Source organism: Mesorhizobium sp. P2_B5 (genome assembly GCF_056404775.1).
Window position 1 is genome coordinate 769,478 of the sequence record NZ_JBFUDJ010000002.1, and the last position, 23,558, is coordinate 793,035.

The following is a 23,558-nucleotide window of genomic DNA, read 5'->3' on the forward strand; positions in this document are numbered from 1 at the left end:
TTTTGGATTGGAGGAAAAACATCAATGAAATCAGCAATCCGAAGCAATTCCCATTACGCCGGCGCATAGGCTGGGAGGCCAAAGATTGTTCATTAGAGCAATTGCACGCACAATTTTTGTGCAATGCACAAGAATGGCGCAGAATTGATCAGGCGGGATGCAGGCCTGATTTTTGACTGGCGACATAGGCGTCGATCTCGTCGGGATCGAAGATCTGGCCGTCGAAGAAGCCGTCCGGGCCGAGCACAAGGCTCGCCCCCGCCGAACCGACAGGGGTCGCCGTCTTCAGTGCGCCCTCGACCTTGGCGTTAGCGCCGGGCAGCGCCACGCCGAGCGGCTTCAGCGCCGCGCGGTAGAGGTCGGGCCGGTAGCAATCCCTGGCGATGGCGAGGTTTTCCGGCGTGTGCGCGACGTCGCCCCAGCGCACCATCTGCGTGTAGAACCACAGCGCATGGCTCTTCCACGGAAAGTTCGCCGCCTTGTCGAAAGGCACGAAGAAATCCTCGACCGTCCGCTTCGCGCCGCCGCCAAGGTGGAGATGTCCGGTGAGGACAGGCATCTGGATCGCTGATGGCTGGCCCAGGAAGCGAGGCTCCGCCATCAACGAGGCCAGATCCCCTCGGTTTGCCGCATCCTGACACCAGCGAGCGGAATGATGCAGCGCTCTCAAAAGCGCCGCCAGCGCCTGCGGATTTTCCTCGGCCCAGGCCTTGCGGGCGCCGATCACCTTCTCCGGGCTGTTCTTCCACAGCAGCGCCTTGACGGTGACGATATGGCCGGTGCCGGCAGCCACTGCGGCGCTGTTCCAAGGTTCGCCGACGCAATAGCCGTCGATACGCCCGGTGGCCAGCGCGTCGGCCATGAAGGGCGGCGGCACGATGACGATCTCGATCTCGCGCTCTGGATCGATACCGCAGGCAGCAAGCCAGTAGCGCAGTTCGTAATTGTGCCCGGAGTGCGGGTGCACGACGGCAAAACGCAGCAGCTCTCGGCCCGCTGCCGCCCGCTCGCGGATAAATGCGCCAAGTGCTGCCCCGGCGCGCGCCGGGTTGAGATCCGGCTCGGCGCCATGTGCTGCCATGCCGTCCCAGACCGCGTTGGAGACGGTGACGCAGTTGCCGCCCAAGCCTAGCGAGAATGGCACGATGGTCTGCGAAGCGAGCGGCGTCAGGCCGAGGCTGCAGGCAAGCGGCATCGGCCCCAGCATGTGGGCAACGTCGAAATGGCCGATGGCGATGCGGTCGCGGATGTTGGCCCAGGATGTCTCGCGCTGCAGCTTGAGTTCAACCCCTTCGCGGGCGGCAAAACCCAACTCGCGGGCGGCCACGAGCACGGCGCTGTCGAAGAGTGGCATGAAGCCGGCGGTGATCTGGTGCGCAGCAGTCATGCTCATTCGTCCCTTATCGGCCCTAGCAGCCCAGCGGCGGTCACCAGGCTCTGGGCGATGTCGCTGATCTTCCGGTTCTGGTTCATCGCCGTCTTGCGCAGCAGCGCGTAGGCCGCCTCTTCCGTCAGGCCGCGTGACTTCATCAATATGCCTTTGGCGCGATCGATCACCTTGCGGTTCTCGAGCTCACCGCGAACCTCTTCCAATTCGCGCGCCATGCGCGAGAAGGCGTTGAAGCGGCTGACTGCCATGTCGAGGATCGGCTTGACGCGCTCCTGCCTGAGACCATCGACGACATAGGCCGAGACGCCGGCATCGACTGCTGCCTCGATCGAGGCCTGGTCCGAGCGGTCGACGAACATGGCGATCGGCCGCTTCACCGCGCGCGACAGTTGGAACATGCTTTCCAGCATGTCTCGATTCGGATTTTCGAGATCGATGACGATGACGTCCGGCTCGATCTCGGCGATGCGGCGTGCGATGCCGATCACGTCATGGATGATAGTGACCCGCTCATGCCCGGCCTCGCGCAAGCCTGCCTCGATGATCGAGGCACGTATGCGGTTTTCGTCGATCACCAGGACGGCGAGTGGGGAGCGGACCATGCCTGCATTGTGACCAAGCGAAAGAATTGTGCAATGCGGGATCACCGACCGGTCACAGGCCGATTCCCTGGTGCGTCGAGCCAAAATCAGAAATCCCGTATCGTTCCATATGGTTCCGCGACAGCCAAACATGGCGACCTATCCTCGTTCGCGCCAACGGGTCGGTCGAGTTTCCAAATGCGTCCCAGCTCAGTTTCCAGCAGGGGAAGCAACTCCTCGCGAGGGCATGGATAGGCCAGTACACGTACGTTGGAGCCGAAAAGCCGCGCGATACCCTCGAGCAGGCGGCAGGGCCCTGCGATGCCCAGTCCTTGGCGCTTCGTTCCCACCTGCGAGCCCGTTCCCAGGTCAAGAACCACGCCCGGGTGACGGCACACCAACACGGATCAACCTAGAAAAATCCGGCGACAGGCCCGACTTCCGCGCACGGTCGCCTATGTGGGCCAACTCACTCAAGGTCGACATTGGCAAGCGGGTGTCGAGTGCACCCCGGTCGTACGCATATTCGGGAAGATAGCCGTTGACGATGAGGCGCCAGTCGAAAGGAATTGTGTCACCGACCGCTCGCATCATCTTGACGATCGTCGTCGTGCAATTCGTCGTGATGGAATTGTAGAATGCAGGCGTCGCGGCAAGCGCATTTGCGTCCGAGACGTATTCCAGCAGAAGCGCGCGGGCCGCGTCCGGCGACGCTCTCAGGCGATAGATCTGGACATCCTCTCCCCGAACATTTGACCTGACGCCGACCACGTCTCGCTCGTCGGCCGCGATAATGACCAGGGGATTGCTCTTGAACAGGTCCGCTATGGGCGAAAACTCGCCACCGACACGACGCCGCACCTCGATGGACCACGCAAGATGGTCACCCCCGGAAAAACCAAAGCTCATGATGACATGGGCGATTTTCGGTCCAGCCCAATAGGACATGAAGAGGTCGGCGCTCTGAACGGTGGAAAGGTCGTAGGTCCGGCTTGTCCAGCGTTCGGTGAAATCGGTGCCACTGCGCCATTCGAAGTCGCGCACGTCTTTCAGCGTCAACAGATTTCCGTCGCGGGTGCCGGTTACCTGACGGGCCACATCTGGCGCCCAGTCGGCGTCGCCCAAAGGCTTGATGGTGCTCCACCAGACCAGAACCGCAGCGAACGCGGCCACAAACAGGACAAACGTCGGGATACGAAACCGGCTGAAGAGCGCGATGATGGTGCCGAGGCCGAACAAGACCAAAAGGGCGCAGGCCACAGCCCGACCAGGCTCTCCCCCAGGCAGCCGATACCACATGGCAAATCCGGCCCAGGCAGTCAAAATTGCAACAGCCAGTGACAGGGTGATGGCGAGCGCTATCCGAGCGATGCGATGCATCATCCCCTTTCCAGCCATGCAGGACCCGCAGAGGCGTCGCTTCGGGTGCGGTTGGGCTCGCTCGTTGCCATCTGAATGCCATTCTCACGGAACGTGAGAAGCATTTCGAGATTGGGCATCAATAAGCTTCGCTGCCGCCCTGGCCTCGTTGAGTCATTACTTTCTTGCAGCCCTTCGTGGAGGTCGCGCAACCCTTGTTGGCCTGGCTGCTTGGAGAACCAGTTAAACTCTCGACCTCATTGCCGTAGTTTTCCCTGGTGTTCTGATCGACCATTGCAACGGGTGCCGAAATCACCAACCCTGCAGCGCTTCCAGCCGCCGCCGCCGCGCCGGTCGTTGCTTGCACGATCGTGTCGCCAAGGCCTACCCTGCTATCGGTCAGGGCCTGGCCGGCAGCCATCCGCGCCCCAATCAATTGCACGATCTGCGGTGAAGAGGCGAACTTGCCGTGATTCAGACTGTCGCCGGATTTAACTTTCGTCAGGTCGATGACGACCACATTGTTGCTCGCGAGTTCTTCCTTGTACGGAGCTTGCTGCGGATCAATCGAACCGAGGCGCGGGATATTGCCCCAGACCCGTCGCGAAACCTTGAGCGCGCGATCGTCCTGCGAGACAAAGAGGGTGAACTGCGGATGCTGTTTGCCCATGTCGGCAATCTGGGTGCGGAACACGTCGACATCGACGTCTGGTGCGGCCAGCATGACGTTCTTGAACTTCGCCGGCAGCCCGCCGTTGCGGATCGCCATCTGGCGCAAGGATTCCAACGCAAGCCAGTTGCCCATCGAATGGGCGAGGATCGAAACCTCTTTTACTTCGGGATCGTGCGCCAGGTATTGGAACAGCAGTTCAAGCGCATTTCGCGTGTAGTTGGTGCTTTCGCGATCGTAGCCATAGGCCAGTGTACTGCCTCGGGAAGGCCATGTGACCAAAATCGGAGCGCTGTCGGTACCGGTATCCTTGGCGATCTGCGCAAAGCGATAAAGGGAGTCCTCGAAGCGGTTGTTGAAGCCATGGATGAAGACCAGCACACTGTGGTCCGGGCTCTTCCTGACGGAGGCGCTCAGCCATGCCTTCGCGCCATCCCGTGTTAATTCTTCGGCTTTCACCACTGCGAAATCGGTAGCAGGGTTTGAGGGCAGCTTCTTGGGCCAGGCGACCTCGCCGACCTTGCGCACCGACGTTGGTGGGATAGACACCGTAACGTCCGCGAATGAAGGAGCCAGTCCGCGCTCGCCCGTATACATCTCTGCCGGATTGGCCGAGCGGGCGCGCGTCGTCGTCACCAGCATCTCCACCTTGCTGGATGACGGGGACGTATCGGCCACCGGCAACAAGACATTCTTCGGACGGGACGCGCAGCCGAAAAGCAGGCCAACCAATGCAAATGCCAGCAATGCATTTGTGGTACGCCCGACATTTAATCTACTTACAACGCCGGTTCTCAAAACGCCCCCCAAGTGTGGAACCTCGACAAGGTGGCTAGTACCGTTGTCGCCAACCGATCAGTCGATGCAGATTGCCACGACAGTGGCACGCGAGGACTGATGGGCATGCCGCCCCACACGGCCAAATGAAGTATCGGAGTCCTCTGCTTTGCGCAACTGCTGGCATATGTCGCAACGCTTCGCCTCGGAGCGCAGCGGGGTGCCGCCCGTCGTCGAAGCCTACTCCTCATGCCGCCGACTTTACTTGATGCGGGCGACGCCACCCGAAATCTCGATAGTTTCAGAGCCGGTCAAGGCCTCAAGGTCACCATTGGGCCAGGTGACGAAACAGCCGTTCGGGCAGAATTCCGCGGTCTCGCCGGCGTGCAGCGGCAGCTTCGTCTTGCCGCCGCCTTCCGTCACGACCAGCGTGCGGACCTCGCTGTCCTTGTTGACTACGCTCGCTGCGAAGGTCGAACCACCCACGGCAAGAACAGCAATGGCGGCGGCGAGCGACTTCCACATTTTACGACAGATGGACTGATCTAGCGGCGGATAATATTCAAACTGCTTTGTGAGCAGGGTCGTAAACGACCAGTTCTGGTTGATCATGAAGTGGCCCCTCCCGGGGAGATTGGTATTGGTGATGGCATCACCGTCTCCGAACCAAGCTAATCACCGGTCACCTGCCATTTGTCGTCGGGATTGAACTGCTTTATCGCGCCAGCCGCAGCCTCCGTTTTCGGGCCAAGGTCGGCCTCGTAGACGATGCCTTGATGATTGACCGCAAAGGTTTTGACGCCCGTTTCCGCATATTTCACAGGCCAGGCCAGAAGCGCGAAACCGGCGGTCATGTTGCCGTTGATGACATAGTTGTAGGCGCCACCGGCGATATTCTTGCCTTGGCCCGTCAGGATACGGAAGCGATAGCCAAAATAGCCATTGCCTTTCTTTGCCTTGTCGAGAGCCGCCTGGTTGATGAAATCGCCTGCCGGACTGACGCCATTGGTCTCGTCGGATGGCCAATACAGTCCGTCGGCCTGGCCCTCGCTGCTGATCAGCTTCTGGGTGTACTCGAGCACGCCATCGCCATCGCGGTCTTCTGCCGAGTAGTCGCGTTGAGCGTCCACGTAGGCGCGGACCGTTTCGATCGCCGCGATCTCATTTTCGCCGACGCGCCGGTTGATGATCTCTTCGATGCCAGCCTGGGTGTCGAAAGCCCATTTGCCGTCCTTACCCTTGGTGATCGGGAACGGCAGCGTCCATAGCTTGTCGCCAATATTGAGTTCCTTGCGATCGCCAAGATCGCGCACTATCACCGTCTTCTCAGCGCCTTGCCGGATCTGCGCGTAGGTATCCATCACGCCTTCGCTTGTCCGCAGCTTCGCGGCATCCAGCCCAAGCAGTCCGGCCAGTCCATCGAAATCATCCTTCGCCAGGACCGACTTGAACGCTTCCACCGCCGCTGAGGGATTATCGAAAGGCGGCGGACCTTTCTTGGCCACGTAATCCGAGAGGCTGTGCACCTCCTGCGCGCCGGCAAGATTTGCGGAACCCGCGCCAATGCTCAAGATCATTCCGGCACCGAGCAGCGAGCGTAGAACAAGACTCCGGACAGACGTTTTCATGTCGGTTTTCCTCTCGCCAAAGTTTTAACGCCTGCGCCCGCCACCGCCCTGCCTGCCACCACCCTGCCTGATCATCTTGTGGCCGCCGCCGCCGCTGCGAATTCCGCCTCCCATGCTCCTCGCACCGCGGTTGGAGGCTATCTGCTGACGTTTTCCGGAGCTGACGTTGCCAAGACCCGAAGGATTCCTCGGTCTGTTGTCTGCCTTCATTGCGGGCTTCGGTTTTCCAACCGGTCGAGTGATTTTCCCTGGTCGGTCAATTTTTCCAGCCGAAGCATTCGGGTTGGTTGGCCTCTTGAGATCCGGCCTTGTTGTTGGCCCGGCTTTCAGACCTTGTCTGATTTCGCGTTGGCGGATGTCTTTCACCTTCGCCGAATTCCCAGGCAGCGCGCTGATCTGGCCTCTCCTTAATTCGGATGCCTTGTCGCGCATATTGTTGCGATCGTTCGTTTTAACGCGATTGCCGATGCTCGTGTTATCGATCTTGGCGAACTGGTTTTTGTCGAAGTTTATCTTGGAACGGTCGACGTTTTTCCAGTCGACGTCGTTGAAATTGACCTTGCCGTTTATGTTGTTGAAGCAATTGTTGCAGTCGATATCGATATCGTTGCCGTTCCAGCGGCCACCCCAGACACCCCAATCATTCCAATCCACTGCCGCTGCCCAGACGGCGCCAGTCACAAAGGCCGCGAAATAGGGCGCAGTGGGATAATAATAACTTGGGTAGGGGTCTGGATAGTACGCAATCGGAGCAACCGGGTAGTCGATGACATAGAGCATTTCCGGCTCATAGCGTGGAACATAGATCGTTTCGGCGCTGGCGGACCGGATGACGACATTGTCGTTCTCCTCGACGACCTTGATCTTGTCATCGGACTTGATCACGCCTTTGGCCACAGCTGTGTCGCGCAACTGCTGGATGGCGACCAGAACGTCTTTTTGCTGATATGTCAGTGCGTCGCCAAGCGTCTGGGTCCACTCCAGATCGTCACTCATCATCTTGACGATGTCGGGATAGTTGAGCAGCGAGATGACGCTGCCGTCCCAGCTTTCCTTCGGTTTCAGGTCTGGCTTCTTGGCGACCTGATCCAAAAACCGGCTCGCCTCCACGATCTGCAATGGATACAGCGACGCTTCGGAAATCACTGCGACAAGCTCGTCGGGGTAGAGCGCAATTCGCGCTACCAGAATTTCGAGTTCATCCTCGTCGAGCGGTTCGGGGGTGGCCGCTGCGGCAGCCGTGGCAGCGGCTTGATCCTGAGCAATCGCGAAAGAGGCAGGACCGGAGCACATCAAGAACGCCATTATGGCCACAGCGCCAAAAGGCCAGTGCGGAAACTTGATCTCCATTGTCGTCCCTCCAAGGTATGTGAACCTGGTGGTCAGCGATGTTCTATCGCCGAGTCCGGGCGAATGTTTCTTGCCTTGGCGTTACGTTGGCGCATTGCCCGCCGATGCGGAAGGTAAGTAACTGTATGCTACGTGCAGAACTGAGAGACCCTGCCAGCAGATCAAGTCGACGTCGGGGCCATCTTTCGGATCGAATGTCCCCGTCAAACAACAGTGTTCGAGGGCGCGGCGCAGATGGCCGCCGGAGCCGAACCATGAGATGTTCTTGGGCGTCGAAGCAAGCATCCGGCCGGCGATTTCGATGGCGATCGGCCAGGTCTTTGCTCGGCTGCTTCGGCGAAATGGAATACCGCTAAGACGAGGCCTGGATGAAACGGAAAGGACGCAAAGCCCGAGCGGTCACAAACGCTTCATGGACGGCACCCTGTCTTCAGCGCTGCGCCTCGGTCCCGGCCAAAGCAACGCCATCATGAAGATCGTATAGGCGATCGCTATCAATATGTAGTTGACCCGCGTGGCAAAGGATTCAGCTGCCGATCCCGGCAAGGGCGAGACGCCCGTTCCAAACAGGATGAGGAAGATTGTCAGCGCGCCCGCGTAGAGCTTGGCGGCAGGATTGCTCAGCGCGGCGCGGCCGCCAAACACCAGGCCGGCGAGCAGCACCAGGACAAACAGCGTGGGGGTAGTGGGACGAACCTGCAGAAATGCGAACGCAACGGATGCGGCCACGCCTCCGAGGAGATTGACCAGGACAAGGCCGAAGGCTGCCCTTGCGCTTGCGATGACATCGAGTTGCGACAACAGCGATGCGACGGTGATCGGAATGACGATCGCCGTGGCGAGGCCGTTCCGTGTCAGGCAAGCGAGCACGGCGATCAGCAAAATGATGGCATTGGCGGCGGCATAGCGCGCAGCGCGAGGGTTTGCAGCAGGAGCCGGGGCCTGAACGTCGGCGCTACCCCGGTCGGGTATGACCGCATGGGCAATCCACATCAGGATCGCTCCACTGACCACGCCCTGCACAAGGATCGACAGGATGGAATCGCCGAGATCGCGGTTGAGCACGGTCAGCAGCGGCACCATCACGGCGACCACCAGGACAAGAAAGATCGCCCCGCCGCCCTTGCCGTTCGCCTGCAGGTAGAAACAGACGAAATAGAGAAGCCCGAGCAGCAGCAGGAGCACCGCACGCCGGTCGCCTGTCAGTACCGCGACGGCCTGCAGAAGTGCACCGGCGACAACAATGAGGATCGCCATTCCCAGGGCCTGTTTCAGCTGCAGTGGGCGGGAACTGGAGATCAGGAACTGCGCTGCGAACAATGGTCCCAGAAAGGGGATGATGGCCCCTGACAGAACCGACCACGTGAAGCCGACGGCTACGGCCAGCGCGATGCGCAGACCCTTGCGCCTGGCATTGGCGAGCGCAAGGTCGCCATCAGCTGACATAGGTCAGGACCGACAACACGCGCATCCAGATGCGCCCGATCGTGTTGGTCACAGGATGGTCGCCGGTATAGATCACCACGTTCGCCTGCGACCCGTAGCGCACGCCCTTTGGCCTGCCCTCGTCGAGGATCAGGCGAACCGGAAAGCTCTGTGGCGTTCTCACCCATCCGCTTTCGGTGGAAATCTTTGGCAGCCCGGTCTTGGGGTCGACACTTCCCTGGGCCACGCCCATCCCGACGCTCTCGACCGTCGCGCCAAAAACCTGGCCGGGCAAGAGGTCGAACAACACGTCCGCGCGGTTGCCGGCGGCGACGTTCTCGAGGCTGTTTTCCTTGAAGGCCGCGGTGATCCATACCGTGCCGACATCGATGAAGGTCATCGCGCTCTGGCCGGCGCCGACAACGCCTCCAACGGAGAGCTGGAGGTTGGTGACGACACCCTCCGCCGGCGCCAGAACCGTCGTGCGCAAGAGATCAAGCTGCGCACGTTCAAGCGCCGCGAGCGACTCCTTCAGCTGCGGATTGTCGGCGCCGGATGGCCCAAGCTCCTCCTGCGCCCGCTTGAGGTCCGCTTCAGCGGCGACGACCGAGGCATTTGCCTGGTCCACCGCCGCCTTCGCCTCGTCATACTTCGCCTTGGAATAGACGCCGCGCTTGACGAGCTCCATGGCCCGGTTGGCCTGTTCCTGGACGTTGTCGCGAACTGCCTTCGCTTCCACAAGACGTGCCTGGACGGCATCGACGGAGGCTGTCGAAGCGCCGATCGACTGGCCGACTTGGGCAAGCTTTGCTTCTGCCTCATTGACGGCCAACTGGTATTGCTGTGGATCGATACGAAACAGCATCTGTCCAGGCTTCACGCCGCTGTTGTCGGTCACACCCACTTCGATGACCCGGCCGGTGACCTCCGGCGCGATGCCGACGACATAGGCGCTGACCGTCGCCTGCGATGAAGAAGGCGTGCGCCTTTCCATGAAGACCGCAACCACGAACAGCAGGCAAGCCAGTAGCAGGACGACAAGGGCGACCCGGCGCAGCGGATTCTTCTTCGTCGCTTGTGTATCGGCGTCGTGAGCAGAGTTGTCTTGAGAGGTCCCAGTTGCGTCGGACGCCATGGCATCTTCTCCCTGTCAGACCAAGCGGGCATCGGGCCACGCACGGATGACTGTTTCCTGGTCAACTTCGGCCCAGGCAAGCCGGCAGCGGACCCCCGCGCGCAGGCGCGAGTAGTCATGACTTACCGGCGGTCCGGTTTCATTGCGTAAGAGCCCCCTCCGGCGCCTTCACACTATACACAGTCTTTTGACGGTTCCAGCCAACTGGGCCGTTATTTACGTGGTAACAACTGCGGATCTCGCACATTGATTTAGCTTGTCGCGCCATCAGATGTCCACGCGGTAAACCATAGGTTGGCGGCTTGCTCGATCTCCCACCGTTGTGACGTCTTCCGTGGCAATTTTCACCACGCATCGGAGGCCGAGGTGGCATGTGGAAGTGTCCACGGGCTGCGCCATGCGCGCGGCCGGCCGGTAACGCCGGCAGTAGTTGGGCGCGCACAGGAAAGACCCGCCCTTGGTGACCTTGCGCGGAATCCTGATGTCGGGTGTCGCCGGATCGTAGCTCGCCTCGCGTTCGCCGCCGCGCGGGTTGGCCATCGTGCAACAAGGGCTCTCGATCTGGCGGTGTTCCTGGTACCAGTCAGTGGTCCACTGCCAGACATTGCCGGCCATGTCGTAGAGCCCATAGCCGTTTGCCGCAAAGGAGCCTACCGGCGCGGTCCATTCGTAGCCGTCCTCGCAATCGTTGCGGAATGGGAACTGGCCCTGGAACGTGTTGGCCATATGCTGGCCGCCGGGGGTTAGTTCGTCGCCCCATACGAACTCGGCGCCATCCAACCCGCCGCGGGCAGCGAACTCCCATTCGGCCTCGGTCGGTAGTTCCTTTCCCGCCCAGTTCGCATAGGCTTGGGCGTCTTCATATGCGATATGGACGACAGGATGGTTTTCGAGGCGCTTGAGGGTGCTGGCGGGCCCGCGTGGATGCCGCCAATTCGCGCCGCGCACGTAGGCCCACCAGTTATAGTGATTGCTGCGATCGATACCGCGAGCAGGCTTGACGAACAAAGCTGAAGCCGGCGCCAATGAATCGACGCTGGCTCCAGGATAGTCCGCGGCATTTGCCGGACGCTCGGCCAGCGTGACATAACCGCTGGCCTCGACAAAGCGCCTGAACTCGCCATTCGTCACGGTCGTGCGATCCATCCAGAAGCCGCCAACGACAACACGGTGCGCCGGCGCCTCTTCCGGATAGTGGTGGTCCGAACCCATCAGGAATTCGCCGCCGGGCACCCACACCATATTTTGAAATGGCGGGCTGTGCGCAGGAACGGAACGGACAGGTTCCAAATCCCTTGTAGATGGCACAACTGCGCTCGAGTCGTTCATGATAGCAACTGCGGACTTCTATCCGGGCGCACCTAGTCTCCGAGTTGATTGAACATCGAGGACGGATCGGCCGAAATCGGCGGTGCACCGAAGGTCAGCTTGATCGCCTCCCCTATCAGTAGCGGAGGCGCCATTTGTTTGGCGATATCCACGATTTTCCCTTTCAATTTCTGGACCTTATCGGGATTCTTGTCGGCCAGGTTGGTGGTTTCGGACTTGTCAGCGGCAAGATCGAACAGTTCGACCCGCTCCAACACGCCGGCCGACCAGACAAGCTTCATATCGCCTTCGCGAATTGCGCCGCCGGTCGGGTCGACATTATAGACCATCTCGCCGCTGGGCGAGGGCTTGCCTTCGCTGACCGTATCCCAGACATCCATGCCGTCGAGCGGCTTGTTCTTGGTTGGTTTCGCACCGGCAAGCCCGGCAAGGGTCGGATAGATGTCAGTGACATGTATCAGGCCGTTCACGTCGCCGGCCTTCACCTTGCCTGGCCAGTTCGCCAGGGCGCAGACACGGGTGCCGCCCTCATAAAGCGTGCCTTTGCCACTGCGGTACGGCCCATTGTCGGCCGGAAGGCTGTTGCCGACCTTCGATTCACCCGCAAACATTGCATCCCGCACGCCGCCATTGTCGCTCTGAAAGATGACGATGGTATTGTCGCGCATCTTCTTCTTCTCGAGCGCGGCAACAACCCGGCCGATCTCGTCGTCCATGACGGAGACCATGGCGGAATAGAGCCGCCGTTGCTCATCGGCGACATGAGCATATTTTTTGATGTACTCTTCGGGTGCCTGGTAGGGCGAATGCGGCGCGGTGAATGCCAGGTACAAGAACAGCGGCGCCTTGCCGTCATGTTTTTCGATTACCTTGGCGGCTTCCTTGCCGAACAGGGTATTATCGAAGCCAGGCTCCTTCAGCGGCTTGTTGTTGCGGTACCAGTCCATCACGCCATGAGAAGCGTGCTTGAAATGATCGATCTCGCCAACCAGGGCGCCGTAGAATGAATCGAAGCCACGCTGGCGCGGCCAATACTCGGTCTTTGCGTGACCAAGATGCCATTTGCCCACCATCGCGGTCTTGTATCCTGCGTCCTTGAGCATCTGGGGCAGGAGATACTCGTCGGTGGCAAGGCCGTAGCTGCCACCCGATGGGATAACACCCATCTGCAGCCCGTAGCGCAACGGATAGCGTCCCGTCATCAGCGCCGCGCGGGTGGGCGTGCACATCGGCTGGGCATAGAACTGTTCCAACCGCGCACCTTCGGCGGCGAGCTTGTCGATGTTGGGCGTCTTGATGTCCGAGCCGTGGAAGCCCACGTCCTTCCAGCCCTGGTCGTCGGCGATGATGTAGACGATGTTGGGGCGTGCCGGTTGGGCCGCCGCTTGCTCGACACCGCCGAGACCAGCGAGCGCGCCCGAAAGGCCGACCGGTGCGGCAAACCGCGTAACGGCGGCCGCCGTGCCGACCATCAATGCGTCGCGCCGCGTGATTTTGGTGGTGATACCGGCTTCCGGCAAGTCCTGATTGTTGTTCATCTTTTAGCCCTCCCGTTATTTGTCGGCGCGAGCCTGGCTTTGGCCTGGACCGACTGAATGCGTGCGCCTTCTGCCGATCAGTGCCCCGGCACCCAAAGCGGCATGGCAACCGTTAGGAAGACTGAGTCGCCTTCCAAACGATTTTTGGCATCGAACTCGTGGTAATATTTGATCCGGGTCGAGACCGGCAGCTTGCCAACCTGAAAGTTATAGCCTGCGGTGGCTCCGATCGCCGCCACTTCGCCTCTAAACCCGCCAAGCACCGGGGGAACTCCGGACCCGCTATCGTCGGTCAGCTGGTTGTAATAATAGCCAACCAAACCCACGTCGAAGGCCTTGCTGAAGTGCTGGTCGATCGTTCCCTCGATGTGGAACTCCGTGCCGTTCTTGTAGTGTGTCGCCGTATCCTCGCCGTTGAAGGTGATGCCGGTTGCCGCCGAGAGTTCAACGCCTGTAGCGGAGTTCAGCCACGTACCCGATGCGTAGATGTCCGCGGCCCAGTGGTTGAACGATAGATTGGCGATGTCTCCCTCGTGATAATCCCCCACCGGCACGTTCACGCTCACTCCGGTCTGCCAGTGAAAGTCTCCGCTGTGCCAGCCGACGAAAGTTCCAAGCACCGGATCGCCCAGGGTCGTGATGCTGTCGGATACCGACAACGGGCTCGGAACAATTCTGCCCGTGACATCGGGGCCGCCGATCGGCACGGTCGCCGTGAACGCGACGTTGCCGCCCATGACTTGCCAGGGAGAAACCCAAAGTGCGGTGGAGAGGTTGATAAGGGCCTTCGCGTCGACGTCGGCCACCAGCTTTCCGCCGAGATCCAGATCGACGTTTGCGTTGCCGGAATAGATGTAGAAATCGTTCTGAAAATAGACGCCTGGCGGCGGGGTGAACCCCGCCATGGGGCCGCGCGAGCCGAGCAGATAGAAGCTCGCGCCGCCTTCTGCAGCATGAAGGCTCGGCACTGTCGCCAAGCTTGCCAACACGGTCGCAGCCGCGCCGAAGAAGCCATTGGCTCCACGACGCATCAAAGTCCCGGCAAGGGCGGCCCTTGGCGCACCCTTCTGAATTTCTTCTCTCTCCATAGTCCCCCACTCGCCGTGCGTCGGCGATATTTCGCGCTAATTGATCTCGCGCAATTTGTGCAAAAGCTACACCCAATAAAACCGCGCTACTATCCATTTTGCGCAAAGGAGGTATTTTTTGACATCCTGGCCTTCATCGCCTTCGCACCGGGATGTGCAGCTTGGCCCAGACCAGCTTGCCGATGCCGCCTCGGGAATGCTGGTGGAGGTCGACAGGCTCTCGGCCGGGGGACAGCCGTCGCGCATCCGGCAAATCCAGTCCCACGGCAAGTGGGCAATCGATTTGGCCGAGTTCAACTGCGCCTTGCGAGCCAGTGGCGGGCTGGATCGGGGCTCTGTGGTGGTTTTGGCTGTCGAGCGCGCCCGCGAGTCGACAATCTGTGGCATTCCGCTCCAAGATGGCATGATCGTGACAATTCCAGCCGGCACGACGGTGACGGCAACCGTCAAGCCCGGCCTCAGCTACGCGGGCGCCGTTGTTCCGGCCGCGATCTGGGCGGAAATCCAGGCGGTTGCCGCGGGGGTGATCGTCGAACAGGCGGCCGATCAAACCCGCGCCGTTCGGCTCGCTACAAGCGATGCTCGAACGTTCCGGAACCAGATCGTGTTGATGGCCGACCGCCTCGTTGCAGCCGCGAGCGATCCGGGTTACTCGGAGCATCCTCCCATCGCGTTCACTGAATATCTGGGATCGCTGGCCGAAGCTTGTGCGGTCGCCGGCGATCGTGACCCCGGGATCGATCGGTCTGCACGTCGACATCTCCGCCAGGCCTGGAAGGCTCAGGATTTCATTCACGCCCACATTCGGGAAGAGATGCCGATCATTCGGTTGTGCAGGGAAGTCGGCGTCAGCCGCCGACAGTTGGAGTACGCCTTTCGTGCCACGTTCGCCGTAAGTCCGCGCGAATTTATCCACGCTCTCCGTCTCAATGAAGCCAGGCGGCAACTGGCGACCGCGCGTGCGAATGGGCTAAGTGTCACACGGGTGGCGACGGACATCGGGATCAACCATCTTGGTCGCTTCGCAGCGAGCTATCGCTCGCTCTTCGGCGAGTCCCCCAAAGAAACATTCCTGCGTGCCGAGAGACCGTAACGGGCCTCTCGAAGCGGCGAAGGGCTCCGTCTTGCTTGCCAACTCAAGACTCCGACCAGAGTGGATCAGACAGGCTCAACGGATTTGACGGCGCCGTCGGTGTCCACGAGGCCGCTTGTGCAGCAGCCAGACACGATCATAGCCAAGCTCGCCACGCCTAGTTCGTTGGCGCCGCCGACCAAGGCTCTGAACCAGCGTTGGCAGGCGGCGCGCGATCCGCCTGCCAATCAGCGTTTCCCTAGCCGGCCGGCGTATACCAGATCGGCGATGTGTAGGCTCGTTCTTGCATCTTCATCGGCACCTCTGGCGGCATCTTGATGCCGAAGTATTTGGCGTCATATGCCGTCCAGCGCGGTGTGGGGATTTCGAGGACGCGCCCGTAGTAAAAAGCCCGTTGCGCGGGATCGAAGTCTGGATCTGTCCAGACTCTGATCAATTCCGGCGCCCCGATCGTATTGGTCCAATTGGCATTGGCGACGTCGACCGTGTCGCCAACCGGGGGCAATTTGCCGTCCGCACCGGGTTTGCGGTCGCCCGACCACGCGACATCATAGACCTTCTCGTGCATCTCGCCCGCGGCGTCGAGCCAACCCTTGATTATCTGAAAGCGATCGAGATTCGCACCGATCGGGTCCTTGAGCGCCGCGACCATGAAGGTTGGCGCTTTGCCGGCCGGGGCGGGTCCAATGTCACCGCCCATCGGTACGCCCTTTGTGTAGCCCACGAGGGCAGGACTGCGGGTATTAGCGTCGGCTTCGACGAAATCGAAACCGCCAAACAAGCGAACCAGCATTCGCGGTCCGGTGGTGGCGTAGGTCTCGCGTCGCTCCATAGCGTCGAAAATCGCCTTGCGGGTGTTTTCGGTCGCCCAAACGGCGGCATAGCCGGAGGCTGTGGTTTCCCAGCCCATGATCGTGAGGCCGCTCGTCTTGTTTGAAACGAACGGGTGCTCGGCGCGACCAGGCGATGGTTCGGAGCTGGCGGTCTTGCCGAAGAAATTGTCCTCCTCAATGGCGGCCAGCCCAGTGTGGGCGTCAGTCGAGCCGACCATGCCGAACTTGTACGGGTTGACCCCAAGCTTCGCCTCCAACTTGAGACCATTCTTTAGCGCGGAGCGCGCATACTCGAATTCGAGCATCTCCGGCTTCTTAGCCACAGTCAGGTCGAGATTGCCTTTGTCCCAACGCTCGAAGTTTGCGAACTCATCATTCGGCGAGAGGAAGGGGTGAGTTTCACTGTCACCTTTAATTTGTGTAGCCTCGTAAAGGCGTTCCCACTTTGCACGCGTCTCCGCATATTCGCGGTCAATAGGCTTCTCGGTACCCGGCTCGATGATGGGGAACATGCGGCCGTTGGAAAGATTGCCATTGTGAGCGATGGCGAGGACTTTGCCTCCGGTCTTTTCCTCATAGGCCGCCATCCATTTCCACAAGTCGCGTGGGTTATCGCTGCCAGGCGGCAAAACGGTATAGGGGACCACCTGGCTCGCCTTGTCTGCATTATCCCGAAAGATAACGTTGCGGTGGAGATTGTTGCCGCCGGTATTAGATGTCCATTCGTAGCCGATTACTGCCGTAAACCGGCCCGGATCGTTGGCGTCCTCTGCGGCATCGATGGTTTCCTGCCACGCCGAACGATAGGCGGAGGAGTCCGGTGAATAAAGAATCGGCCCCTTGAACTTCCCGGCTCCAAAGGACGTGATGATGTCAATCGCCGCTTCCGCGCCCTTGCCCGACTGCACCATATCATACCACTTTCGGCCCAGCGGGTCGGCAAGGAGTTCCGGCTTTCCCGCAAGCAGATCCGGGAAGAAGCCCATATTGTCGGAGTGGTCCGCGACCACGAGAAAGTCGAGTGGCCGCGAAAGCTTCGCCGGTTGCCCGGAAGAGGCGGTTACCTCCTCACCCTTAGCGAAGCGATAGGCATCGCGCGGGCCCAGCCGCGCGCCGAAAGCTCCGGCATCCATCGAGAACGAGGTGTGGAGATGAGTATCGCCAAACAGCGGCCGCGTCGGGAAATTGCGTCCTGCATAGGGCGAATAGGGGCGCTTTGTCGGGAACACCTCCGCGCCCGTGGTCTTGTCGATATCGCCGATATCGGTATGCACCGCCTCTTGCGCCCACGCGGGCTGAATAACGGCAAGCAGACCTGCCAGCGCTGCGCCTCTCAGGAGCGCGCGTTTCAAATGACGAATCTTCATAAGTTCCTCCCCTTTGTCAGCCGACCGGGTTGTACCAGATCGGCGAGGTATAGGCTCGTTCCTGAGTGGTCATCGGTACTTCCGGCGGCAGGCTTAGGCCGTAATATTTGGCATCGTACGCGGTCCAGCGCGGCGTCGGGATTTCGATCACGCGGCCATAGTAGAACGCCCGTTGGGACGGATCGAAGTCGGGATCCTTCCACACCGTGATCAGCTCGGGCGCGCCGATCGTGTTGGTCCATGTAGCATTGGCTACGTCGACCGTGTCGCCAACCGGCGGCAGCTTGCCGTCGGCGCCTGGCTTGCGGTCGCCCGACCAGGCAACGTCATAGACCTGTTCGTGCACTTCGCCGGCCTTGTCGAGCCAGCCCTTGACGATCTGATAGCGGTCGAGATTGGCGCCGATCGGATCCTTGAGCGCCGCGACAAGGAAGGTCGGCACCTTGCCCGCGGGGGCCTGGGTCAGGTCACCGCCCATCGGCACGCCCTTGGTGTAGCCGGCGATCGCCGGACTGCGGCTATTCGCGTCGGCATCGACGAAATCGAAGCCGCCGAAGAAGCGCACCAGCATGCGCGGCCCGGTGGTGGCATAGGTCTCGCGCCGCTTCATCGCATCGAAGATCGAAGCGCGCGTGTTCTCCAGCGCCCACACCGCGGCATAGCCCGACGCGGTCGTCTCCCAGCCCATGATCTGCAGGCCAAGTTTTGGATTGCTCATGAAGGGATGCATGGCCCGGCCGGGACTCGGCTCGGACGTCGATACCTTGCCGAAGAAGTTGTCGTCGTCGGCAGTGGCAAGTCCAGTGTGCGAGTCGGTGCTGCCGACCAGGCCGAACTTGTAGGGATTGATGCCCAGCTTGGCTTCCAGCTTGAGGCCGTTCTTGAGCGCCGAGCGCGTGTACTCGAACTCCAGCATGTCCGGCGTCTTCTTCGCGCTCAGCTCGAGATTGCCTTTGTCCCATTTCTCGAAATTGGCGAACTCGTCGTTGGGGGAAAGGAAGGGGTGGCTCTCACCGTCGCCCTTTATCTGGGTGGTTTCGTAGAGCGGTTCCCAGCGGCGATGTTGCTCGGCGTATTCGCGGTCGATCTCCTTGCCGCTGAAGGATTCGATGATCGGGAACATCGTGCCGTTGCTCAAATTGCCGTTGTGGGCAATCGCCAGCACTTCGCCGCCGGTCTTGTCCTCGTAGTTCTGCAGCCACTTCCACAGGTCGCGCGGATTGTTGCTGCCGACGGGCGGCTGCGTCGTGTAAGGCTCGATGAGGCCGGCCTTGTTGCCATCATCACGAAAGATCACGTTGCGATGAAGGTTGTTTCCCTTTTGTTGAGACGTCCACTCGAAGCCGATGAACGCGGTGAAGCGTCCCGGATCGTTGAGCTCATCGGCTGCTGCGATGATGCTCTCCCACACCGACCGGTAGGCCGGGTTACCTGGCTGGTAAGTTATTTCCTTCGGAAATTTCCCTTGTGAGAAGGCTGTCACGATGGCCCATGCCGCCTCTGCGCCGCGCCCCGACTGGATCATGTCATACCACTCACGGGCCTGTGCGTTCTGCAGGATTTCAGGCTTTCCGGCCATGAAGTCGCCGAAAAACCCCAAATTGTCGGAGTGATCCGCCACGACCAGGAAGTCGAGCGGACGCGAAAGCTTGGCCGGCTGCCCGGTGGAGGAAACGACCTCTTCGCCCTTGGCGAACTTGTAGGCCTCGCGCGGCCCGAGCTTGGCGCCGGCGGCGCCGGCGTCGAAAGAAAGCGCCGTGTGCAGATGGGTATCGCCGAACAGCGGCCGGGTCGGAAAATTGCGTCCTGCATAGGGCGAATACGGGCGCTTTTTCGGGAATACCTCGGCACCCGTCGTCTTGTCGATATCGCCGATATCGGTATGCACCGCCTCTTGCGCCCACGCGGACTGCGCCACCACCAACAGGCCTGCAAGCGCTACGCTCTTCAGCAGCGCGCTTTCGAGATGACGGATTTTCATTGACGTTCCTCCTATGAAAACATCGCGTGCAGCCGCTGGACGCTCCAGAATGTCGCGACGACCCCAATGGTGTAGGCCGAGGCGACGATCGCCCGCCGCGGGATCGCGACGATCCGGCTGACCATGTAGACGGCGCTCAGGATGACCGCGATGAAGGCAAGCTGTCCGAGCTCGACGCCAACGTTAAAAGCGAGCAGCGCCAGCGGAATGTCGCTATGCGGCAGCCCAAGCTCGACAAGCGCCCCCGCAAACCCGAAGCCGTGCAGGAGGCCGAAGGCGAAGGCCACAATCCACGGCTTGGCGATGGCCAGGCTGAACTGCCCGCGCTCCATCCGCACCACCTCGGCAGCGACCATGACGATGCTTATGGCGATCATCGCTTCCACCGGCCGCGACGGCAGCGTCAACCATCCAAGGGTGGCGCAGCTCAAGGTGATCGAATGAGCCGCTGTGAAAGCGGTGATCGCTTTCACCAGCTTGCGCCAATCGCGCACGATCAGCATCAGCCCGGTGACGAACAGCAGGTGGTCGAAGCCGAAGGCGATGTGCTCGATGCCATGACGCACGTAAGTCACGAACACCGCCCAGGCGCTCTGCGACGCCGGGATCACTGCCGACGGTTCGCTGGGGGTGAGCCGCGCCGTCCAACTGTTGCCGTTTGCGAACACCACGTGGACCAGCGCGTCGGTCATGGTGTTCTGCAACCCGTCGATCACGACGTTCTGGCCTGCGAGCGGCTCCAGCGTTCGCATGCGCCAGGTCTGCACCATAGCATCCCCGGTCGGATGCGAGATGATCGGCGTCACCGTCTCGATCTTGCCGGAAAAAAGTGCCGACAGCGCCAGTCGTGCATTGCCCTGCATCGGCGTTTTGAACAGAACGCTGAACTCGTTCGGAGCCTCCTCCTTAAGGCTGAGATAGGCGGGGCGGACCTCGTGGGAGTAGGCAACTTCGCAGAACAGGGCAGCAATTGCTGCTGCCAAGACGACCAGCCGAACGCTCTCCAACGCGGAGCGGGCTCCCCGCACGAGCTTAGACCACTTGGCCCGCCGCGTCATTGTGCGGCCACAGTCATTGATGGCCCTGACCCCAGTGCGGCTTTCGTGCTGTCGTCCAGCTCCACGCCATACTTGTTGCGCAGCGCGATCAGATAATCCCGGCTGAATTCGGTCTGCTTCGCCGAGCGCCAGTCAGCAAGGACGGCATCCCTGACAGTCTCGAAGGGCTTCGACGTGGTCGGCGTCCGATGCGAGATCAGCACCAGATGAAACCCGTAGCCGGATTTCACCGGACCGCGCCAGCCGCCTGGTTCAAGCGCAAACACCTCGCGCGCAAAATCGGTGCCGAACATTCCCGAAAGCGCCTGTTCGTCGGTGTCGGCAAAGCTGTCGCCGAACAGCAGCCGGTCACCCTCGATCGATTCGTCCTCGACATTCGCTGATAGCGCACCCAATGCGGCGGTCGCGTCCGCCGCGGCATCCTTGCGATGCTCCGGGTTAAAGTACACCTGCCGAAACGAGAGTTTTCCAGGCGTCTCGAAGTGTGCAGGGTTGGCGGCATAGAACTGCCGCAGTTCCGCTTCGGTTGGCTCGGCAAGCTGGGCCGTATCCTCGACAAGGAATTTCAGCTTTTGCGCCAAGCGGCGGCGGATGATGGTGTCGTCCTTCTCGAGGCCCATCTCCTGCGCTTCGCGCGCCATCACCTTCTCATTCAGCAGATCGTCGACAAGACCCTTGAGCTCATCGGCGGTTGGCTCGCGCAGCCACTGGCTCGACCAGGTCTGTTTGAGCCAGCGCAAGTCGCCTTCGCCGATCCGGACCGGATCCGCGGCTGTTGCTTCGACATGCCTGTCGTTCAGCCAGGAATAGCCGCCAAACAGGATCGCGCCGACGACGGCAAAGTGCAGCAGAGGCTCCCTGAGCAACGTCATACGTTTTCCTCCGCCCCGCCTACGGCTAGCGTCTCGCATCTCGGCGAGCACTTCCTGCACTTCTTCATGGATAGTAGACCCCAAAGAGCTGGCGCTGGAATGTAAGTTACGTGGGGTGAGCATGTAATCGCGCTACTGGACCGTCGTCGTTGCGGGCGCGAACGCGTAGATGTGCCGGGCGCGGCATCTTGGGGACCTAGCGGAGTTTCGCTCGGAAGCCCCGCAGAAGCAGACCACCCCAGACGGCAAGAAGTGCGTGAAATACAACCGTTGGCCAAAGCATGACGCCGGTGATTTTTAGGACTGCACCCGCGTAGACGAGGAGAATTGATACGGCCGTGTTGTAAATCAGAATGCCAACAAGCAATCCAGACAGTGAAGGATTCGACTCGTCCTTCCTCGCCATCCAGCTTGCGACACCGATAGCAAGCAGCGCCACGCCCGCAATGCGGCCGACAAAAATTGCTTCAACCGTGGCGCTTTCCAACCCAAGCAGGAGAGCAAATGGAACGGAAGGTAGCAAAAGAAGACCGAGGCCTGTCGCCGCTTCGACCGCCGCAATTACGATCAAGAATAAATTTCGTTTCGCGTTCATATGTTGACTTTGTCCATAGCTAGGCCCGCCGATTGGTGCCGGCAGTATCCGAGCGCACGACCGCAACCGGTCGTTGTTTGGACGATCGTGTCGTCCAAGGCCGGCCGGCTGTCAGTCAGGTCTGGCCGGCGGCCATCCGCGCCCCGATCAGTTGATATGAACAACCACGTACTTTGAGCCGGTGCGCTGATAGTATGTCGCGCCGCAGTGCCAGACGGACGTCCCATTGACCGAAGTTTTGACGCAGCCGGCTGGAAGCCTAGCTACGTAAATGTTCGTTCTGCGGATGACCCGCCGGGTCGTGCGCCGCGCAACACCCGCTGCGCTTCCGGGCGTAAGGGGGCGACCAACTTTCGCCATCGCCTGAGACGAGACCGAGCCTTCTGTTACCAAGGAAACCGGATCGATTTGGACGAAAGTTATCAAAGCCAAGGCAAGGACGATAGAATTGCGTATTGCGAGCTTCAGCTTCATCATTTCCTCCATTGTTTAATCATACTAAGTCTGCAGTTAGAAACGCATGACCAGCCCCAAGATTGGTCCCTGCTGGACGACATCGAAGACAAAGCCGTCATTGCGGTAGTTGACGCCGAGAGCGCGGTAGCCGGCGACCGCCGAAAAGCGTTCGTTGAACCGGTAGCCCAGTGCGGCGGCGACATCCCAGTCGACATTGGCGCCACCTGCGCCAACCATGCCCCAGCCCGTCAGATAGATTTCGGGCGTGAGCGAGTAATTCGCGCGAACGCCAACCAGCCCGTCGACCCAGGTTGCCCCGTCGCTGCGCGACACGCCGTCGAGGATACCGCCGTGGAAGTCGAGGTCCGTATTGACCGACCAGACCCTCATCGCGCCGACGAGATCGAGACGGCCGGCGTCGCTCTGGAAGATCGAATAGCCCGCTCCGATCAACCCTGAAAACGTTTCGGAACTGACATCGACATTGGTGGCGATGATGCCGCGCGGAGTACCGCTCCCCGTCGACAGCTTTACATACATGAGGTCGCCGAAGATGCTGTAGCGGTCGTGGCGCGCCTCCCCGATCGCCATCGCCGCAAAGTCGAGATTCTTCAGAATGTCGCCGAAATTCGCGTCGACGTCGACGGTGGGGAGACCGAACTGCGAAACGCTTCCGGACAATCCCGCCGCCCAGAAGTAAGGTGCGACGGAGAACGTCCACCCTTGCTCGCTTGCTACGGGCTTAAGTTCCGGCGTCAGCGGTGAGACCACATCCGCGGCCCCGGCGGGCTGGGCAAGCCAAAGGACGGAAAGAACACCACAACCCAAGGCTTGTATCCGATGGAAAGTCTTCATGTCAGGGCTCGCTCCATGGCACTTCCTGCATTCATTCATGGATAGTAGGCCCCAAAGAGCTGGCGCCGGAATGTAAGTTACGTGGGGTAAGCATGTAATTGCGCTACAACTTCAACGTATCGCCTTTGGTGGCTTGACGTCGACCGGATTGCCGCTGTGTTTGATGGCCCGCCGGAAG

At 60.6% G+C, this 23,558-nt stretch carries 20 protein-coding genes; 1 reads left to right on the forward strand and 19 read right to left on the reverse strand.

The window, feature by feature from the left end:
* Positions 1-148: 148 nt before the first annotated feature.
* From AC1D1N_RS10145 to AC1D1N_RS10200, 12 genes are all read right to left on the reverse strand, one after another.
* A complete protein-coding gene (locus AC1D1N_RS10145; RefSeq protein WP_477348269.1) occupies positions 149-1,387 on the reverse strand; it encodes a CmpA/NrtA family ABC transporter substrate-binding protein in 1,239 nt (412 codons plus the stop codon).
* Positions 1,388-1,389: 2 nt separating this feature from the next.
* Positions 1,390-1,992, reverse strand: coding sequence for an ANTAR domain-containing response regulator (locus AC1D1N_RS10150; protein WP_477348271.1), 603 nt, complete (start codon positions 1,990-1,992; stop codon positions 1,390-1,392).
* A gap of 348 nt (positions 1,993-2,340) precedes the next feature.
* The gene (locus AC1D1N_RS10155) at positions 2,341-3,351 is read right to left on the reverse strand and encodes an Lnb N-terminal periplasmic domain-containing protein (protein ID WP_477348857.1); all 1,011 of its coding nucleotides are present in this window, start codon (positions 3,349-3,351) and stop codon (positions 2,341-2,343) included.
* A gap of 118 nt (positions 3,352-3,469) precedes the next feature.
* Positions 3,470-4,747, reverse strand: a complete 1,278-nt coding sequence (locus tag AC1D1N_RS10160; protein WP_477348273.1) for an alpha/beta hydrolase — start codon at positions 4,745-4,747, stop codon at positions 3,470-3,472.
* A gap of 291 nt (positions 4,748-5,038) precedes the next feature.
* Positions 5,039-5,302 carry a hypothetical protein gene (locus tag AC1D1N_RS10165; protein ID WP_436262035.1) on the reverse strand — a complete coding sequence of 88 codons (264 nt, stop codon included), beginning with the start codon at positions 5,300-5,302 and terminating at the stop codon, positions 5,039-5,041.
* 146 nt (positions 5,303-5,448) lie between these two features.
* On the reverse strand, positions 5,449-6,405 hold the full coding sequence (locus AC1D1N_RS10170; RefSeq protein WP_477348275.1) for a DUF2950 domain-containing protein: 957 nt from the start codon (positions 6,403-6,405) through the stop codon (positions 5,449-5,451).
* A gap of 24 nt (positions 6,406-6,429) precedes the next feature.
* Positions 6,430-7,755 (reverse strand): DUF3300 domain-containing protein, encoded by a 1,326-nt coding sequence (locus AC1D1N_RS10175; protein ID WP_436260801.1) that lies wholly within the window; start codon positions 7,753-7,755, stop codon positions 6,430-6,432.
* A 399-nt stretch (positions 7,756-8,154) separates the two neighbouring features.
* Complete coding sequence (locus AC1D1N_RS10180; RefSeq protein WP_477348277.1) at positions 8,155-9,201, reverse strand: DUF2955 domain-containing protein; 1,047 nt, start codon at positions 9,199-9,201, stop codon at positions 8,155-8,157.
* Positions 9,191-10,315, reverse strand: coding sequence for an HlyD family secretion protein (locus tag AC1D1N_RS10185; RefSeq protein ID WP_477348279.1), 1,125 nt, complete (start codon positions 10,313-10,315; stop codon positions 9,191-9,193). The genes AC1D1N_RS10180 and AC1D1N_RS10185 overlap by 11 nt, the downstream gene beginning before the upstream one ends.
* Before the next feature lie 267 nt (positions 10,316-10,582).
* The gene (locus AC1D1N_RS10190; protein ID WP_477348859.1) at positions 10,583-11,557 is read right to left on the reverse strand and encodes a formylglycine-generating enzyme family protein; all 975 of its coding nucleotides are present in this window, start codon (positions 11,555-11,557) and stop codon (positions 10,583-10,585) included.
* A gap of 119 nt (positions 11,558-11,676) precedes the next feature.
* Complete coding sequence (locus tag AC1D1N_RS10195; RefSeq protein WP_477348281.1) at positions 11,677-13,182, reverse strand: arylsulfatase B; 1,506 nt, start codon at positions 13,180-13,182, stop codon at positions 11,677-11,679.
* Between the two features lie 77 nt (positions 13,183-13,259).
* On the reverse strand, positions 13,260-14,270 hold the full coding sequence (locus tag AC1D1N_RS10200; protein WP_436260806.1) for a SphA family protein: 1,011 nt from the start codon (positions 14,268-14,270) through the stop codon (positions 13,260-13,262).
* Positions 14,271-14,388: 118 nt separating this feature from the next.
* Here AC1D1N_RS10200 and AC1D1N_RS10205 point away from each other — a divergent pair, with 118 nt between their 5' ends.
* On the forward strand, positions 14,389-15,363 hold the full coding sequence (locus tag AC1D1N_RS10205) for a helix-turn-helix domain-containing protein (protein ID WP_477348284.1): 975 nt from the start codon (positions 14,389-14,391) through the stop codon (positions 15,361-15,363).
* Between the two features lie 238 nt (positions 15,364-15,601).
* On the opposite strand, the gene AC1D1N_RS10210 is transcribed toward AC1D1N_RS10205, so the two are convergent.
* From AC1D1N_RS10210 to AC1D1N_RS10240, 7 genes are all read right to left on the reverse strand, one after another.
* Positions 15,602-17,563, reverse strand: a complete 1,962-nt coding sequence (locus AC1D1N_RS10210) for a DUF3604 domain-containing protein (RefSeq protein WP_477348286.1) — start codon at positions 17,561-17,563, stop codon at positions 15,602-15,604.
* Positions 17,564-17,579: 16 nt separating this feature from the next.
* Positions 17,580-19,544, reverse strand: a complete 1,965-nt coding sequence (locus AC1D1N_RS10215) for a DUF3604 domain-containing protein (RefSeq protein ID WP_477348288.1) — start codon at positions 19,542-19,544, stop codon at positions 17,580-17,582.
* Between the two features lie 11 nt (positions 19,545-19,555).
* A complete protein-coding gene (locus AC1D1N_RS10220) occupies positions 19,556-20,602 on the reverse strand; it encodes a HupE/UreJ family protein (protein WP_477348290.1) in 1,047 nt (348 codons plus the stop codon).
* Positions 20,599-21,474, reverse strand: coding sequence for a peptidyl-prolyl cis-trans isomerase (locus AC1D1N_RS10225; protein ID WP_477348292.1), 876 nt, complete (start codon positions 21,472-21,474; stop codon positions 20,599-20,601). The genes AC1D1N_RS10220 and AC1D1N_RS10225 overlap by 4 nt, the downstream gene beginning before the upstream one ends.
* 196 nt (positions 21,475-21,670) lie before the next feature.
* Entirely contained in the window at positions 21,671-22,069 is a 399-nt protein-coding gene (locus tag AC1D1N_RS10230; protein ID WP_477348294.1) for a hypothetical protein, read from the reverse strand.
* A gap of 147 nt (positions 22,070-22,216) precedes the next feature.
* Entirely contained in the window at positions 22,217-22,546 is a 330-nt protein-coding gene (locus tag AC1D1N_RS10235) for a hypothetical protein (protein ID WP_477348296.1), read from the reverse strand.
* A 33-nt stretch (positions 22,547-22,579) separates the two neighbouring features.
* Positions 22,580-23,380, reverse strand: coding sequence for a hypothetical protein (locus AC1D1N_RS10240; RefSeq protein WP_436260815.1), 801 nt, complete (start codon positions 23,378-23,380; stop codon positions 22,580-22,582).
* Between the last annotated feature and the right edge of the window lie 178 nt (positions 23,381-23,558).